The sequence below is a fragment of the Streptomyces hyaluromycini genome (assembly GCF_002217755.1).
Taxonomy (GTDB): domain Bacteria; phylum Actinomycetota; class Actinomycetes; order Streptomycetales; family Streptomycetaceae; genus Streptomyces; species Streptomyces hyaluromycini.
The window spans coordinates 235,720-252,280 of the sequence record NZ_BCFL01000021.1; the positions used below are offsets into that span (position 1 = coordinate 235,720).

Annotated in this window: 16 protein-coding genes; 12 read left to right on the forward strand and 4 right to left on the reverse strand. The window is 72.7% G+C overall.

Annotated elements, in window-relative coordinates:
• Positions 1 to 51: 51 nt before the first annotated feature.
• From SSP29_RS25400 to SSP29_RS25415, 4 genes are read left to right on the forward strand one after another with little or no spacing between them, the layout of a single operon-like run.
• Entirely contained in the window at positions 52 to 1,416 is a 1,365-nt protein-coding gene (locus SSP29_RS25400) for a glutamine synthetase family protein (protein WP_089103115.1), read from the forward strand.
• A gap of 8 nt (positions 1,417 to 1,424) precedes the next feature.
• On the forward strand, positions 1,425 to 2,804 hold the full coding sequence (locus tag SSP29_RS25405) for an aldehyde dehydrogenase family protein (protein WP_089103116.1): 1,380 nt from the start codon (positions 1,425 to 1,427) through the stop codon (positions 2,802 to 2,804).
• On the forward strand, positions 2,801 to 3,592 hold the full coding sequence (locus SSP29_RS25410) for a 3-oxoacyl-ACP reductase (protein WP_089103117.1): 792 nt from the start codon (positions 2,801 to 2,803) through the stop codon (positions 3,590 to 3,592). Before SSP29_RS25405 ends, SSP29_RS25410 begins: the two co-directional genes overlap by 4 nt.
• 48 nt (positions 3,593 to 3,640) lie before the next feature.
• Entirely contained in the window at positions 3,641 to 4,450 is an 810-nt protein-coding gene (locus SSP29_RS25415; protein WP_089103118.1) for a DUF2510 domain-containing protein, read from the forward strand.
• Between the two features lie 4 nt (positions 4,451 to 4,454).
• Here the strand turns inward: SSP29_RS25415 and SSP29_RS56305 are convergent, their stop codons facing one another.
• Both SSP29_RS56305 and SSP29_RS25425 read right to left on the reverse strand, forming a co-directional pair.
• A complete protein-coding gene (locus SSP29_RS56305) occupies positions 4,455 to 5,657 on the reverse strand; it encodes an amino acid deaminase/aldolase (protein WP_089103119.1) in 1,203 nt (400 codons plus the stop codon).
• Between the two features lie 666 nt (positions 5,658 to 6,323).
• Positions 6,324 to 6,821 carry a hypothetical protein gene (locus SSP29_RS25425; RefSeq protein ID WP_145968951.1) on the reverse strand — a complete coding sequence of 166 codons (498 nt, stop codon included), beginning with the start codon at positions 6,819 to 6,821 and terminating at the stop codon, positions 6,324 to 6,326.
• Positions 6,822 to 7,818: 997 nt separating this feature from the next.
• Between SSP29_RS25425 and SSP29_RS25435 the strand changes: the two genes are divergently transcribed.
• On the forward strand, positions 7,819 to 8,634 hold the full coding sequence (locus SSP29_RS25435) for a hypothetical protein (protein WP_089103122.1): 816 nt from the start codon (positions 7,819 to 7,821) through the stop codon (positions 8,632 to 8,634).
• Positions 8,631 to 9,794, forward strand: a complete 1,164-nt coding sequence (mycP, locus tag SSP29_RS25440; protein WP_089103123.1) for a type VII secretion-associated serine protease mycosin — start codon at positions 8,631 to 8,633, stop codon at positions 9,792 to 9,794. The genes SSP29_RS25435 and mycP overlap by 4 nt, the downstream gene beginning before the upstream one ends.
• A gap of 137 nt (positions 9,795 to 9,931) precedes the next feature.
• On the opposite strand, the gene SSP29_RS25445 is transcribed toward mycP, so the two are convergent.
• Positions 9,932 to 10,930: a serine hydrolase gene (locus tag SSP29_RS25445; protein ID WP_089103124.1), complete on the reverse strand. Its 999-nt coding sequence runs from the start codon at positions 10,928 to 10,930 to the stop codon at positions 9,932 to 9,934.
• Positions 10,931 to 11,080: 150 nt separating this feature from the next.
• Between SSP29_RS25445 and SSP29_RS25450 the strand changes: the two genes are divergently transcribed.
• A complete protein-coding gene (locus SSP29_RS25450) occupies positions 11,081 to 11,815 on the forward strand; it encodes an SseB family protein (protein WP_089103125.1) in 735 nt (244 codons plus the stop codon).
• A 15-nt stretch (positions 11,816 to 11,830) separates the two neighbouring features.
• On the opposite strand, the gene SSP29_RS25455 is transcribed toward SSP29_RS25450, so the two are convergent.
• Positions 11,831 to 12,214 carry a DUF1844 domain-containing protein gene (locus SSP29_RS25455; RefSeq protein ID WP_089103126.1) on the reverse strand — a complete coding sequence of 128 codons (384 nt, stop codon included), beginning with the start codon at positions 12,212 to 12,214 and terminating at the stop codon, positions 11,831 to 11,833.
• A gap of 401 nt (positions 12,215 to 12,615) precedes the next feature.
• On the opposite strand from SSP29_RS25455, the gene infC reads away from it, so the two are divergent.
• From infC to SSP29_RS25480, 5 genes are all read left to right on the forward strand, one after another.
• Positions 12,616 to 13,290 (forward strand): translation initiation factor IF-3, encoded by a 675-nt coding sequence (gene infC / locus SSP29_RS25460; protein ID WP_089103367.1) that lies wholly within the window; start codon positions 12,616 to 12,618, stop codon positions 13,288 to 13,290.
• 135 nt (positions 13,291 to 13,425) lie between these two features.
• Entirely contained in the window at positions 13,426 to 13,620 is a 195-nt protein-coding gene (gene rpmI / locus SSP29_RS25465; protein WP_046726698.1) for a 50S ribosomal protein L35, read from the forward strand.
• A 99-nt stretch (positions 13,621 to 13,719) separates the two neighbouring features.
• Positions 13,720 to 14,103 (forward strand): 50S ribosomal protein L20, encoded by a 384-nt coding sequence (rplT, locus tag SSP29_RS25470; RefSeq protein ID WP_020938960.1) that lies wholly within the window; start codon positions 13,720 to 13,722, stop codon positions 14,101 to 14,103.
• Between the two features lie 346 nt (positions 14,104 to 14,449).
• Positions 14,450 to 15,304 (forward strand): TrmH family RNA methyltransferase, encoded by an 855-nt coding sequence (locus SSP29_RS25475; protein ID WP_089103127.1) that lies wholly within the window; start codon positions 14,450 to 14,452, stop codon positions 15,302 to 15,304.
• Between the two features lie 53 nt (positions 15,305 to 15,357).
• Positions 15,358 to 16,503, forward strand: coding sequence for a PAS domain-containing sensor histidine kinase (locus SSP29_RS25480; protein ID WP_089103128.1), 1,146 nt, complete (start codon positions 15,358 to 15,360; stop codon positions 16,501 to 16,503).
• The last annotated feature ends 58 nt before the right edge of the window (positions 16,504 to 16,561 follow it).

Consider the following 16,561-nt stretch of genomic DNA (forward strand, 5'->3'; position numbering starts at 1 on the left):
CTCCCCGACCGGCCCCAGAAGCGCTGCGTGAAAGAAGCCGAAGGAGCTCCCGTGGCAGACCGCACACCCCCGCTGAGCGTCGAGGAACTGCACACCCTCGTCGCGAGCGGTGAGATCGACACTGTCGTCCTGGCATTCCCCGACATGCAAGGGCGGTTGCAGGGCAAGCGGTTCGCCGCCCGTTTCTTCCTCGACGAGGTCCTGCGCCACGGCACCGAGGGCTGCAACTACCTCCTCGCCGTCGACACCGAGATGAACACCGTCGACGGCTACGCCATGTCCTCCTGGGACCGCGGCTACGGCGACTTCGCCATGCACCCCGACCTCTCCACCCTCCGCCGCGTGCCCTGGAACGCGGGCACCGCGATGCTCGTCGCCGACCTCGCCTGGAACGACGGCTCCCCGGTCGTCGCCGCGCCCCGGCAGATCCTCCGCCGCCAACTGGAGCGCCTCGCCGAACTCGGCTACACCGCACAGGTCGGTACGGAGCTGGAGTTCATCGTGTTCAAGGACACGTACGAGGCGGCCTGGGACGCGAACTACCGGGGGCTGACCCCGGTCAACCAGTACAACATCGACTACTCGGTACTGGGGACCGGGCGGATCGAGCCCCTGCTCCGCCGGATCCGCAACGAGATGGCGGGCGCGGGGCTGACCGTCGAGTCCGCCAAGGGCGAGTGCAACCCCGGCCAGCACGAGATCGCCTTCCGCTACGACGAGGCCCTCGTCACCTGCGACCAGCACGCGATCTACAAGACCGGTGCCAAGGAGATCGCCGCCCAGGAGGGCGTCTCCCTCACCTTCATGGCCAAGTACAACGAGCGCGAGGGCAACTCCTGCCACATCCACCTGTCGCTGACGGACGCGGACGGCAACAACGTCTTCGCCGCGCCCGACGGGCACGGCATGTCCGACGTGATGCGGCACTTCCTCGCCGGACAGCTCGCCGCCCTCCGCGACTTCTCGCTGCTCTACGCCCCCAACATCAACAGCTACAAGCGGTTCCAGCCGGGCTCCTTCGCCCCGACCGCCGTCGCCTGGGGCCAGGACAACCGCACCTGTGCGCTGAGAGTCGTCGGCCACGGCCGTTCGCTGCGCTTCGAGAACCGGCTGCCCGGCGGCGATGTCAACCCGCACCTCGCCGTCGCCGGCCTGGTCGCGGCCGGCCTCCACGGCATCGAGCAGAAACTGGAACTGCCCGAGGCCTGCGCCGGCAACGCCTACACCGCCGACTTCGCACACGTCCCGACCACCCTCCGCGAGGCCGCCGAGCTCTGGGAGAACAGCCCCGTCGCCAAGGCCGCCTTCGGCGACGAGGTCGTCGCGCACTACCGCAACATGGCCCGCGTCGAACTGGAGGCCTTCGACGCCGCGGTGACCGACTGGGAGCTGCGCCGCTCCTTCGAACGCATGTGAGGCATCACTTGTCGCAACAGTACGAACTCGACGTCCTCAACCCGGCCACGGAGGAGGTGATCGCGACCGTCCCGGGGGCTGCGGAGGGGGACGTCGACACCGCCGTACGACGGGCCGCGCAGGCCCAGCAGCGGTGGGCCGCGCTCGTGCCCGGCGAACGGGCCCGGCTGCTGCGCCGGTTCGCCGTCGTCGTCGACGAACACCGCGAGGAACTCGCCCGGCTGGAGGTCCGGGAGGCCGGGCACACCATCGGCAACGCCCGCTGGGAGACCGGCAACGTCCGCGACCTGCTCGACTACGCGGCCGGGGGAGTGGAGCGGCTCATCGGCCGGCAGATCCCGGTCCCGGGCGGCCTCGACGTCACCCTCCTCGAACCCCTCGGGGTCGTCGGGATCATCGCCCCCTGGAACTTCCCCATGCCCATCGCGGCCTGGGGCACCGCCCCCGCCCTCGCCGCCGGCAACGCGGTGATCCTCAAGCCCGCCGAGACGACCCCGCTCACCGCCCTCCGGCTCGCCGAACTCGCCCTGGCGGCGGGCCTCCCCGAGCACCTCTTCCAGGTGCTGCCCGGCCGCGGGGACATCGCGGGCGAGGCGCTCGTGACACATCCGGGCGTCGCCAAGATCGTGTTCACCGGTTCCACCCGGACCGGCAAGCGCATCATGGCGCTCTGCGCCGACCAGGTGAAGCGCGTCACCCTCGAACTCGGCGGCAAGAGCCCCAACCTCGTCTTCGCCGACGCCGACATCGAGGCCGCCGCGGCCGCCGCCCCCATGTCCTTCCTGGACAACTCCGGCCAGGACTGCTGCGCCCGCACCCGCATCCTCGTCCAACGCCCGGTCTACGACCGCTTCCTGGAACTCCTCGCCCCCGCGATCGAGTCCGTCACCGTCGGCGACCCGGCCGACGAGACCACCGACATGGGCCCGCTGATCTCCAGGTCCCAGCTGGAGCGCGTCCGTTCCTACGTCGACGCCGACGCGCCCGGCATCCGCGGCAAGGCCCCCGAGGGCCCCGGCTTCTGGTTCCCGCCGACCGTCCTCACCGGCGTCGAGCCGCACGCGCGCGTGGCCGTCGAGGAGGTCTTCGGACCCGTCGCCGTGGTCCTCCCCTTCGAGGACGAGGCCGACGCCGTCCGCCTCGCGAACGACACCGAGTACGGCCTCTCCGGCTCGATCTGGACCCGCGACGTGGGCCGCGCCCTGCGCGTCTCCCAGGCGGTCAAGGCCGGCAACCTGTCCGTCAACTCCCACTCCAGCGTCCGCTACTGGACCCCCTTCGGCGGCTTCAAGCAGTCGGGGATCGGCCGGGAACTCGGCCCGGACGCGCTCACCGCCTTCACCGAAACCAAGAACGTCTTCATCAGCACGGAAGGCCCCGCACAGTGACCGCTGAGACCCCTGACATCGTCTGCCGCCGACTCGTCGGCCGTACCGCCGTGATCACCGGAGCCGGCAGCGGCATCGGCCTCGCCACCGCGCGGCGGCTGGCCTCCGAGGGCGCCCATGTCGTCTGCGGCGACGTCGACGAGGCCCGCGGCAAGGCCGCCGCCGAGGAGGTCGGCGGCATCTTCGTGAAGGTCGACGTCACCGACGCCGAGCAGGTCGAGGCCCTTTTCAAGACCGCCTTCGACACCTACGGCAGCGTCGACATCGCCTTCAACAACGCCGGTATCTCGCCCCCCGACGACGACTCCATCCTGGAGACGGGTCTCGACGCCTGGAAGCGTGTCCAGGAGGTCAACCTGACCTCCGTCTACCTGTGCTGCAAGGCCGCGATCCCCTACATGCGGCAGCAGGGCAAGGGCTCCATCATCAACACGGCGTCCTTCGTGGCCCGGATGGGCGCGGCGACCTCGCAGATCTCCTACACCGCCTCCAAGGGCGGAGTTCTGGCCATGTCCCGTGAACTGGGCGTGCAGTTCGCCCGGGAGGGCATCCGCGTCAACGCGCTCTGCCCGGGACCGGTCAACACCCCCCTCCTGCAAGAGCTGTTCGCCAAGGACCCGGAGCGGGCCGCCCGCCGCCTGGTGCACATCCCGCTCGGCCGGTTCGCCGAGGCCGAGGAGATCGCCGCCGCCGTCGCCTTCCTGGCCAGCGACGACTCCTCCTTCGTCAACGCCAGCGACTTCCTGGTGGACGGCGGGATCTCTGGGGCGTACGTCACGCCCCTCTAGGAGTCCGTGTACGGACCCCGACCCCCGTCCTACAGTGCGGGAGTGAGCATGACCCCGCCGCCCGGCTGGTACGCCGACCCACTGGCCCCGCACCTGGAGTGCTGGTGGGACGGACGGGCCTGGACCGAGCACCGGCGCACCCCGTCCGGCCTCCCCGCGCCGCCGGCCCCGGCGGCCGGGGCGTCCGGACGGGCCAGGGCGGTCGCGCTGATATCCGCCGCCGCCGTGCTGGCGACGGCGATCGTCTCCGGCGCGACCGTGCTCCGCACCGACGAGGCGGGCGGCGGTGCCGACACCACGGTCCACGCCGCCCCCAGCGCGGCAGCGCCCCCGTCCCTCGTGGTCGACCAGCTCAACGGCATCACCCTGCCGGTGCCGGCCGGCTGGACCGGCTCCTCGTACCTCGCCCAGGACGACGTCGTGATGACCACCGACGGCACCTACGCCTGCCCGGCCGACACCGGCCGGTGCCGCCACGGCCAGGTCATCAGCCGTACGGCGGGCAGCGCCGACGGCGCCTCCCCGCGCACCGTCGCCGAACGGGACGTACCCGACGCGGCCGAGGCGGCGTACGGCCGCGATCCCGGCGGCGGGCGGCCCTTCGGGGGCATCCGGTCCCACCGGGTCGTCAAGGCGGGGCGGGTCGCGGTGGCGGGCCGCGACGGCTACCTGGTGCGCTGGCGGGTCCGGACGGCCGACGGACCGGGCGGCTACGTCCAGTCCCTGGCCTTCCCGTCCGACACCGGCATCCCGGCCCCGGTCGTCGTCCGGTTCGTCTTCGACGCGGGCCCGGACGGACCGCCGCTGTCCGACATGGACGCGATCACGAAGGGCATCCGCCCGGCCGACAGGCCCTAGACGTCTACAGGAACGTGTGCCCCTCGCCCCGGTAGGTCGGTACGGTCGCCGTCACCCGGTCGCCCTCGACCAGCTGCAGTTCGGCGAACCGCTCGCACAGCTCGCCCGCCTTGGCGTGCCGGAACCACACCTTGTCGCCGATCAGCAGGTCGTCCGCCGCGGAGCCGAGCAGCGGGGTCTGCACCTCGCCGGGGCCCTCCTGGGCGTCGTACGACAGCCCCTCCGGCAGGTACGGCACCGGGAGCCGGTCCGGGCCCGCGACGCCCGAGGCCGGGTAGCCGCCGCCGAGGACCGTGACGACCCCCACACCGGGCCGGCGGACCACCGGCATGGCGAACAGCGCGGCCGGCCGGCCGGTGAACGACGTGTAGTTGTCGAAGAGGCGCGGCACGTACAGACCCGAACCCGCCGCTATCTCGGTGACCGCGTCCTCCGCCGCCGTGGTCTGCACACTGCCCGTGCCGCCGCCGTTGACGAACTCCAGGTCCGGCGCCACCGCCCGGACCGCCCGCACCACCGCGCCGCGCCGCTCGGCCAGCTCACGGCGGGCGGTGGCCTGCATCAGCCGCACCGCGCGCGACCGCAGCGGCCGGCCGGCGACATCGTCCCCGACCCCGGCGATGTGCCCCTCGTACCCCATGATCCCGACCAGCCTGAAGCCCGGCCGCCGGACGACGATCTGCGCGAGGTCGGCGAGCTGGGCGGGGGAGTACAGCGGCGAGCGCCTGGCCCCGACCCGCACCCGCCCCCCGAAGAGCTTCAGCGAGGTGTCCAACTCCAGGCAGACCCGGACCACTTCACTCCCGCCGTCCCGGGCGGCGTCGATCAGGTCGAGCTGCGCCGGGTCGTCGATCATCACGGTCACGGCGGCGGCAAGCTTCGGGTCGGCGGCCAGCTCGGCGAACGCGTTCCGGTCGGCGGACGGGTACGCCAGCAGGACGTCGTCGAACCCCGACCTCGCGAGCCACAGCGACTCCGCGAGCGTGAACGACATGATCCCCGCGAAGCCCTCCTTCGCGAGGACCCGTTCCAGCAGGTGGCGGCAGCGCACGGACTTGCTGGCGACCCGGATCGGCTTGCCGCCGGCCCGGCGCACCAGATCGTCCGCGTTGGCGTCGAAGGCCTCAAGATCCACGATCGCGAGGGGGGCGTCCAGGTGGGCGGTGGCCCGGTCGTAACGGGCCCGGTCGGCGGCGCGCGCAGTCATGAACGAAGCCTGCCAGACAGGATTACCGCAGGGTAGGGGGACGATCCGGGCAGATGCCCCGGGGCTGCGGACTGGTTCCCGCTCGCCCGCGGACAACCCGTAGAGTGACGCGCACGTACGGCGGAACGAATCCGGCCGCCTGACCCGCGCCGGGATGCGGATCCGCGCGTGCGGGTATGCGTGCCCGGGGGTGGACCTCTCCGCGCCGGGGAGCACGACGGCCCGTACGAGGAGTTGGCCCGGGCACGAGGAAACGGGGGGGCGCATGAGCAGTGAAGCGCGGCACGCCCCGATCCCTCGACGACCTTCGCCCGACCCCGCCCCGGCGAGTTCCCCGGGTGAGCCCGCGCCGGCGGGCGACGGAACCCGGCCGGGCAACGGCGGGACCGGCCAGGGTGATGTCCCGCACGTGTCCGGTGCGTCCGGCCGCGTGGACCGGCCGGGGTTCTTCGACCGGCCGAGCCGGGTGAACCGGTCGCAGCGGCCGGACGTATCCACCGGTGAGGCCGGGACCACCGGGCAGGACCAGCTGCCGGGTCGGCCCGGCGGGCAGCAGAGTCGTGATGACCGGACGAGTCGGGGCGGTGCGGTGGGGCAGGGCGAACAGGATGCGGGGGACCGGACCGTCGGCCGCTCGACGTCCGCCGAACGCATCGTTCGGCCCCGCTACCCCAACTTCCGCCCGCCGCAGGGCCCGCCGCCCCAGGGCGCGGCCACCGCGCCCCCGCCCCCGGCCTCGGCCCGCTTCCCGGACCTGCCCCCGGCGCCTTCCGGCCGGGAGACCGGCCGGGCCGTGCCGCCGGCGACCTCGGGCCGGGAGTCCGGCCGACCGGTGCCGCCCGCGTCCTCCGGGCGGGAGACCGGGCGTACCGCGCCGTTCCGGCTGTCCCACGGTCCGGGCCCGTCGTCACGGCGCACGCAGCCCGGGTCGGAACCGACCACCTCGCTCCGCCCCCTGCGCGCGGCGGAGGAGACGGAGCCGTCGTCGGACGAGCGGCGTGGCACCGCAGGGCCGTCGTCCGCGCGTCCGGCCGCGCCGTCCGGCGACCCGGCCGGGGGCACGTCCGGCGCGACCGGGCCCAGACGGTTCGAACGGCCCCGCGGCGACTTCCCGGCCACCGGCATCGGCACGCCGGACTCGGGCAGCGCGTGGAGCCCGCACATGCGGACGTTCCCGGTACCGACGGCCCCGCCACGCCCCACGACACCCCCGAAGGCCACCCCACCACCACCCCGCCCTCCGGCCACCGGCACCCCGCCGCGCCCGGCCGATGCCCCGGCGCCCGGTACCCCCCTGCGTCCCGCGGCCCCTCCGGCAGCGGGTGCCGCACCGCGTCCTGCGGAGCCCGCGCCGACCGTCACACCTCTGCGTCCCGCGGGTCCTTCGGCGGCGGGTAACGGGCCGCGTCCTGCGGAGCCTGCGCCGAGCGGCGATCCCTCGCGCCCGACGGGCGCCGCGGCGCCCGGTACACCGCGGCGCCCGGCCGGCCCTCCGGCGTCCGGTGCCGCACCTCGCCCGGCCGGTCCTCCAGCGGCCGTTGCACCCCCGCGTCCCGCGGGTCCTTCGGCGGCGGGTAACGGGCCGCGTCCTGCGGAGCCTGCGCCGAGCGGCGATCCCTCGCGCCCGACGGGCGCCGCGGCGCCCGGCATACCGCGGCGCCCGGCCGGCCCTCCGGCGTCCGGTGCCGCGCCGCGTTCCGCGGAGTCTGCGGCGACCGGTATTCCCCCGCGTCCGACGAGCGCCCCGTCGCCCGCTGCTCCGCCGTATCCGGCCGAGCCGCCGGCGCGGCCCGGCAAGGCTCCGGGGGCCGAAGCACCGAACCGGACCGGTGCCCGGGCACCCTCCGGCCCGCCGCGTCCCACGGGGCTCCCGGACAGCGGGTTCCAGGCGCGGCCCGCGGCCTCGTCGGCGACCGGCACGGCGTTCCCGGCCGTCGACACTCCCGCACGGTCCGGGGCGGGAGCGCCGCCGCGGCCCTCGACTCCTCCGGCACAGCCGACCGCCCCGGCCCACCGGGACTCCGGCACCGTGCCGCGTCCCGCCCCCGCTCCTCCTTCCCACCGCGACACCGTCCCGCCGGCCCACACCCTCGGTCCCGCCCCGGACCCCGCCTTGTCCTGGAGCGCCGCCGCGGGAACTCCGGGCCGGGAGCGGCCCGTTGTGACGTTCGGTGAGCCCGAGGGGTACGACGAGCGTGGGCGGGGGCTGTCGTTGGTCGGTCGCGTGGCGCCTCGTACCGCCGCTGCCGCCGCCTGCATGGTGCTCGGCCTCGGACTCATCGGCGGCGCGGTGACCGGGGGCTGGATCGTCGACGACGGCGGTGACACGACCGCGGCGACCAGCTTCAGCACCGCCTCCGGCCTGTGGCACAACGTGCCGGTCGACGAACTGTTCCCGCCCACCGTGCAGGGCACCGGCGCCGGCCCCGGCGGAGCCGACCGCACCTGGACCCGGATCGCCGTCGCCCCGGCCGGCGGCTGCGCCGACGCCTTCGACCCGCTGCTGCGCAAGGCGCTCGCCCCCGTCGGCTGCCAGCGCCTGGTCCGCGCCACCTACACGGACGCCACCCAGAGCTACGTGACGACCGTCGGCCTGCTGTTCACGAAGGCCGACCCGGCCGGGATGACCGCCCTCGCCAAGCGGTTCACCGACGAGCGGCTGGACCGCCGTACCGACCTGCTGCCCCGCCCGTACGCGGCGAAGAACACCGCCGCCGAGCGGTTCGGGCCGCACCAGCGCGCCTCCTGGACGATCTCCGTGCTCACCGACGCCCCGGTCGTGGCCTACGCAGTGTCCGGCTGGGCCGACGGCCGTACCGTCGACACCCCGCAGCCCGCCGCCGACGCCGAGACGTCCGGTGCCACCACGGCCGCGGCCCAGGCCGGCCTCGGCAACGAGGCACAGGGCCTGGCCGACCGGATCGAACGGCGACTGCGCCAGAACATCGCCGGCCCGGCAACGGAGAAGCACTCATGAAGCGCCGCGCAACCGGGGCCGCGGTGAGCCTGCTGCTCGCCGGCTCGCTCGCCCTGCTGCCGTCCACGACCGCGTACGCGGACAGCATCCGCGCCCAGCAGTGGGGCCTGTCCGCCCTGCACCTCGACGAGGCCTGGCAGACCACCAAGGGCAAGGGCATCACCGTCGCCGTCCTGGACACCGGCGTCGAGGCCGACCACCCGGACCTCGTCGGCAACGTCATGGCCGCCAAGGACATGATCGGCTTCGGGGCCAAGCCCGGCGACCGCACCTGGGCCCGGCACGGCACCGCCATGGCCGGCATCATCGCCGGTCACGGCCATGGCGTCGGGAACGAGGACGGGGTGATGGGCGTGGCCCCGGAGGCCAGGATCCTGCCCGTCCGGGTCATCCTCGAAGACGGTGACAGCGCCCGCGGCAAGGCCCGCTCCACCCGGGGCAACGCCCTCGCCGAGGGCATCCGGTGGGCCGCCGACCACGGCGCCGACGTCATCAACCTCTCCCTCGGCGACGACTCCGACTCCGCCCACCCCGAGCCCAGCGAGGACGAGGCGATCCAGTACGCCCTGAAGAAGAACGTCGTGGTCGTCGCCTCGGCCGGCAACGGCGGCGACAAGGGCGACCACATCTCCTACCCGGCCGCCTACCCGGGCGTCATCGCCGCCACCGCGGTGGACAAGTTCGGCACCCGCGCCGACTTCTCCACCCGCCGCTGGTACGCCACGGTCAGCGCACCCGGCGTCGACATCGTCATCGCCGACCCGGACCACAAGTACTACGAGGGCTGGGGCACCAGCGCCGCCTCCGCCTTCGTCTCCGGCGCCGTGGCCCTGGTCAAGGCGGCCCACCCGGGCCTCACCCCGGCCCAGATCAAGAAGCTCCTGGAGGACACCGCCCGGGACGCCCCGGCGGGCGGCCGTGACGACTCCCGGGGCTTCGGAATGATCGACCCGGCGGCGGCGATCAAGGCCGCGGCCAAGCTGAAGACAGAGAACCTGACATCGGCGTCGTACAACAAGAAGTACTTCGGCTCCGGCCCGGACCCGCAGGAGAAGGCGACGAGCGCGACGGACTGGGCAGCCCCGCTGGCCGGCGGCACGGGCGGGGTACTGGCGGTGGCGGCGGTGGTGCTGTGGCGAGGCCGCCGCAGGACTGTCTGAAACACCCTGACTTTTTACTGCCTAAAGGGAGACGCGCCCCAAAGGGGCGCGGGGCTGTTCTGATATGCGGCTCCGCCACGCGGGCGCGACCAGCCCCCGCCGGCCCGCACCCGCCCGCGAACCCCTGAACCCTCCCCCTACTGCGAAGCCGAAGCCGACGCGGACGAATCAGCTTCGGTGAACGCCCCCACCGCCGCCTTCGCAGCCGCCTCCACCAGCGAGATCCCCTTCGCCTGGCTCACGGTCCCCTTCGACAGCACGGCGACCAGATAGTCCGTCCCGTCCACCGTCACCCGCCCGATGCTGTTGACGTCCCACAACCCCGTGGTGCTGCGCGCCAGCCACCCGTTCTTCAGCGCGAACTCCGAACCGTCGGCGGCGGCCGAGACGCCCCACCGCTGGTCCGACTCGACCGTCTTCATCAGCCCCTGGATGTACGCCTGCGAGGCCGCGCTCAGCTTCGAGTCGTCCCCGAACACCTGCTGGAGCAGCGTGAGTTGATCGGCGGCGGTGGTCTGCGTCAACCCCCACAGCGCCCCGTCGCCGCCCTCTGTGCCGGTCAGTCCGAAGCGCTTGTTCGCCGCGTCCAGGCCCGTGGCCTTGCCGATGATGTCCCACAGGTCGGACGCCGACGTGTTGTCGCTGTTCTCGATCATCTTCGTGGCGTACGCCTTCTCCGTCGCCGTCAGATGCCGGCCGGCGTCCTGCGCCTGCAGCAGCAGCGTCGCGAGGATGTCGACCTTGACGATGCTCGCGGTGTCGAAGGCCGAGTCGCCGTAGGCCGCGCTGTCGCCGGAGTCGAGGTCGAGGACCGCCGCCGAGACCTTCGCCGCGGACGGCACGGTCACCCTGCCCATCGCCGAACTCAGCAGCGCGTCCCGGTCCACGGCCGGCTCCGTCACGGGTTCCACCGATGCCTCCCCACTCGCCGCGGCCGAGGCCGAGGAGGACGGCGCCGGCGACGCCGCCGACGATACGGCGTTGCCGTGCGCGTGCGCCTTCACGTACACGGTGCCCGCCGCGGTGGCACCGACGACGGCGACCGTGGCGAGGGAGACGTAGAGAAGGGCCCGGCGCCGCGGCCGGCCGCGGCGCCGGGCCCGGCGGGATCCTGAGGTGGCTCTGGGGGACTCCATGCCCGCGATGCTCGGGGCGGGGACTGTGTGAGCCGTTTGCTGGACGTTAGAAGTAGGTCAGGGAAATCTGAGATTCCGGTGAAACCCGTGTCGGACGGGTTTCGGGGGCCGCACAAGCGCAGCAGCATCCCACCGATAGGGTCGGGGACCGTGGCGAACAAGAACATTCCCGACTCCGGCTACTCCGACGACGACGGCTCCGCCGACCCCCGGCTGGCCGCCGCGCTGGCCGCCTGGGCCGGGGACCGCAGCGCCGTCGGTCCGGTCCTGGAGGCGCTGAAGGGCGCCCGGCTGCTGGTCCCGGTGGTCGCCGTGCTCGGCGAGGCCGAGGAGGACGAGAACGGGCTGCGCCGCGAGAAGAGCAGCGACATGGCCGTCCCCACCCTGAAGGCGGGCCACCGCACCGCGCTGCCGGCCTTCACCTCCACCGCCTCGCTGGCCCGCTGGGACCCGGCGGCCCGGCCCGTCGCCGTACCCCTGCACCAGGCGCTCCAGGCAGCCGCGCACGAGAAGGCCGACACGGTGGTGCTGGATCTGTCGGGGCCGGTGCCGTTCGAACTGACCGGCGCCGCGCTGCTCGCCCTCGCCGAGGGGCGTACGACCACCGATCCGCTCGCCGACCCGGCCGTGGTCGGTGCCGTCCGGGCCGCGGTGGCCGCCGAGCCCGCCGTGCTCCGTGCCCACCTCGGGCCCGGGTCCGCCGACGGCACGCTGGCGCTGGTCCTCGACCCGGCGGCCGCGCAGCCCGCCGAGGCCGCCCGGGCCGTCGCCGAGCGGCTCGCCGCCGACGAGACACTGAGGGCCCGCCTGGTGCACGGCCTCGACCTGGCACTGCTGCCGGCCGGGACCGTGCCTCCGGGCGAGCCCTTGTACGTCAGGGACTGAACGCTGGACCGGACGCTAGCCGTAGACCGGGCCGGTGTACTTCTCGCCGGGGCCCTGGCCGGGCTCGTCGGGGACGATCGAGGCCTCGCGGAAGGCAAGCTGCAGCGACTTCAGGCCGTCCCGCAGCGGGGCCGCGTGGAAGGAGCTGATCTCGGTCGCGGACGCGTCGAGCAGCCCGGCGAGGGCGGTGACCAGCTTGCGGGCCTCGTCCAGGTCCTTGTACTTGTCGCCCTCCCCTTCTTGTGGGGCCAGACCGAGCTTCACGGCCGCGGCGCTCATCAGGTTGACGGCGACCGTCACGATCACCTCGACCGCGGGGACCTCGGCGATGTCGCGGGTCATCTCGTCGAAGTCGGGCTGTCCGGCGTCACCGGGGCCGGGAAGGGGCGTCTCACTCATGCCCCACACGATAGGCGCAGGGGGGAGGGGGCTCTTACTTAGCCCCAGGTCGTCTCAATTAGCCCTGTCTCGGCTTTGCTGCTAGCCTTGTGTGACGACCGGCCGGACAGATATGCCTCACGGCTAGCTGAACCGGCCCACAAGTGGAGGCTTCGAACTCCCACCTGGCCACCCTCTCGGGCGGCAGGTCACCGGTCAGACGGTCGCTTCGCCGTTTACGGCGACGGCGTTCCGTCCGATTCTGCGCCCCGCGATCCTCGCGGCGGTGTTCCGGTAGTTCGAGGAGCCCCGCCTGTGATCGTCCGGGGCATTTTTTCTGCTTCGGTGCGGTTAGGTCTTACGAAAACAGACGTTACGCGGCTGTCCGCCAGACCGCCGCGTGGTGCTACCGAGGAGGATCCATCAGCACCGAGCCCCGCATCAACGACCGGATTCGCGTTCCCGAGGTGCGACTTGTCGGTCCCAGCGGCGAGCAGGTCGGGATTGTTCCGCTTGCCAAGGCGCTGGAGCTTGCCCAGGAGTACGACCTCGACCTGGTCGAGGTGGCGGCGAGCGCACGTCCGCCGGTCTGCAAGCTCATGGACTACGGCAAGTTCAAGTACGAGTCGGCCATGAAGGCCCGTGAGGCGCGCAAGAACCAGGCGCACACGGTCATCAAGGAAATGAAGCTCCGGCCGAAGATCGACCCGCACGACTATGACACCAAGAAGGGTCACGTCGTCCGGTTCCTCAAGCAGGGCGACAAGGTCAAGATCACGATCATGTTCCGTGGTCGCGAGCAGTCCCGGCCCGAACTGGGCTACCGACTGCTGCAGCGTCTCGCGGAGGACGTCCAGGACCTCGGTTTCGTGGAATCGAACCCGAAGCAGGACGGCCGAAACATGATCATGGTTCTCGGTCCGCACAAGAAGAAGACCGAGGCGATGGCCGAGGCCCGGCAGGCGCAGGAGGCCCGCAAGGCGGAAGCGAAGGCCAACCCCGGTCGCTCGCAGAACGCCGCGGAATTCGACGACGCCGAGGACGAAGCCGCCGAGGTCGAGGCCGAGGCGCCCGCCGAGGAGCATGTCGAGGCGTGACCCCGGGGTAACCCGCCCCAGGTCAGCACCCAGGGGCGAGAGTCCCAGGATGTAACCGATACAAGAGCGACGTTCCGCCGTGCCCGGTTTAGCGACCGGGCACCGGAGCGCCACCGACGAGGAGATAACGGCGCTATGCCGAAGAACAAGACGCACAGCGGTGCCAGCAAGCGCTTCAAGGTCACCGGCTCCGGCAAGGTCCTGCGTGAGCGCGCCGGCAAGCGCCACCTGCTCGAGCACAAGTCGTCCCGTGTGACGCGTCGCCTCACCGGCAACGCCGAGATGGCCCCGGGTGACACCGCGAAGATCAAGAAGCTTCTCGGCAAGTGACACGCGGGCGCCCGCAGCGCCCTGAGTCAGCCCAACCGGGACCCAGTCGTTTCCGGGCCGCGTGAGTCCAACCGCGGCCCCGCTACAAGGAGTTAACAAGTGGCACGCGTCAAGCGGGCAGTCAACGCCCACAAGAAGCGCCGGGCGATCCTCGAGGCGGCCTCCGGCTACCGCGGTCAGCGTTCGCGCCTGTACCGCAAGGCCAAGGAGCAGGTCACCCACTCGCTGGTCTACAACTACAACGACCGCAAGAAGCGCAAGGGCGACTTCCGTCAGCTGTGGATCCAGCGCATCAACGCCGCTGCCCGCGCCAACGGCATCACCTACAACCGCTTCATCCAGGGTCTGAAGGCCGCGAACGTCGAGGTCGACCGCAAGATCCTGGCGGAGTTGGCCGTCAACGACGCCAACGCTTTCGCCGCGCTCGTCGAGGTGGCCCAGAAGGCGCTGCCGTCGGATGTCAACGCCCCCAAGGCGGCGTGACGCTGCGCTGGCTTTGAGCCGACGTGACTGAAGGACCCGCAGGCTGAATGGCTTGCGGGTCCTGCTGTTGCTGCCGCGGCCTTGTCCTTCGGCCGCGGGCCGGTGGGGGCTGGTCGCGCCCACGCGGCGGAGCCGCATATTGACTGGGGCCCCGCGCCCCTTACGGGGCACGTCTTAGCTGCGGGCAGTCGTGCCCCCAGGGCGGCACGGGTGGGCGCAGCGGCACCCGGCCGGCGCCGGTGAGTGAAACTGTTGGCCCAGCCCAGGGCTCGGCACCGCCGAAAACGTACGTCGTGGTCGCTCGCCGTTGCGGCGGGAAATCTTTTGCTGAAGGTGAAGAACGAAGATGCCCACCCCCGAGCTGATCTCCCCCCGCTCCGCCCGTGTCGCCGCTGCCCGGCGGCTGGGGCGGCGGAACTTCCGGGGCAAGGACCGGCTGTTTCTCGCCGAGGGGCCGCAGGCCGTGCGGGAGGCGGCCGTGCATCGGGTCGGTGACGTGCCCACGCTCGTCGAGCTGTTCGCCACCGTGGACGCCGCGGAGCGGTACGCCGACATCATCGGAGAGGCCAGGACCGCCGGCGCCCGGATCCACCTCGCCGCCGAGGACGTCATCGCCGACATCTCCACCACCGTGACGCCCCAGGGGCTCGTCGGGGTGTGCCGGTTCCTGGACACGCCGTTCGAGGAGATCCTCGCCGCCCGCCCCAAGCTCGTCGCCGTCCTCGCCAACGTCCGCGACCCCGGCAACGCCGGCACCGTGCTGCGGTGTGCGGATGCCGCGGGGGCGGAGGCCGTCGTACTCACCGACGCGTCCGTCGATCTGTACAACCCGAAGGCGGTCCGGGCCTCCGTCGGCTCGCACTTCCACCTGCCCGTCGCCGTCGGCGTGCCCGTCGAGGAGGCCGTGGCCGGGCTGAAGGGCGTCGGCGTGCGGATCCTCGCCGCCGACGGGGCCGGGACCGACGACCTCGACGACGAGCTCGACGAGGGCACCATGGGCGGGCCCACGGCCTGGGTGTTCGGGAACGAGGCCTGGGGGCTCCCGGAGGAGACCCGCGCGCTGGCGGACGCCGTCGTGCGCGTCCCGATCCACGGGAAGGCCGAAAGCCTGAACCTCGCTACCGCCGCCGCCGTATGTCTCTACGCATCGGCCCGTGCACAGCGCGCCTCCGGAGGGTGCCGTTCCGTCACCGAGAGCTAGTAGGGTGACCAGCTCGGGGGCCTGCTGCGCCGTCTGAGAGGTGGAGTACGGGGATGAGTGTCGGCACCAGCAACGCGCCGGGGGGCCGCGGCACCGGACGGGTACCCGCACCCCGGCACGGCGACCTCACCGGGCTGGGCATCGACCCCGACGAACTGCCCGACGGCCTGGTGATCGCCGACGAGCAGGGTCTCGTCGTCTGCTTCAACGCGGCCGCCGCCCGCATCACCGCCACCGCCCCCGCCGACGCCCTCGGCCGGCGCCTGGAGAAGGCCCTCCCTTTAGAGGATCTGGAGGGGCGGCGCTGGTGGCAGCTCACCGACCCCTACGGCGGCCTCGCCATCCGGGTCGGCCAGCCGGAGCGCAACCTCCTGCTGCCCGGCGGCCGGGAAGTGCTGGTGTCCGCGAAGTACGTGCGGACCGAGCCGACCGGGCCCGTGCGCCGAGTCGTCGTATCGCTGCGGGACACCGAAGCCCGGCGCCGTACCGAACGCAGCCACGCCGAGCTGATCGCCACCGTCGCGCACGAGCTGCGCTCGCCGCTGACCTCCGTCAAGGGGTTCACCGCCACCCTGCTCGCCAAGTGGGAACGGTTCACCGACGACCAGAAGCGGCTGATGCTGGAGACGGTCGACGCGGACGCCGACCGGGTCACCCGGCTCATCGCCGAGCTGCTGGACATCTCCAGGATCGACAGCGGGCGGCTTGAGGTGCGCCGGCAGCCGGTGGACATAGGCGCGGCCGTCGGACGGCACATCCAGGCGTACGTCGCCGCCGGGCAGCCCGCCGACCGTTTCCTGCTCCGCGTCGAGCAGCCGCTGCCCGCGCTCTGGGCCGACCCCGACAAGGTCGACCAGGTCCTCAGCAACCTCATCGAAAATGCCGTGCGGCACGGCGAGGGAACCGTCACCATTGACATCACGGCCACGGCGTCCCCGCGCGAAGGGGACGGCCATGAGAACGCAGCCACGTCGGTCACGGTGAGCGACGAAGGGCCCGGCATCCCGGAGGAATCCATGAACCGCGTCTTCACCCGCTTCTGGCGGGGCAGCAAGCGCGGTGGCACCGGTCTCGGGCTGTACATCGTCAAGGGCATCGTCGAGGCCCACGGCGGCACCATCACCGTCGGACGCGCCCCCAGCGGCGGCGCCGAGTTCCGATTTACGTTGCCCGTGAGCGCGCCGGCGTATCTCGCCTGACGGCCCACGGGCTCTTCGTACACCTCCACCCCGTTAGACTCGGCCTTTGGCACCTTTG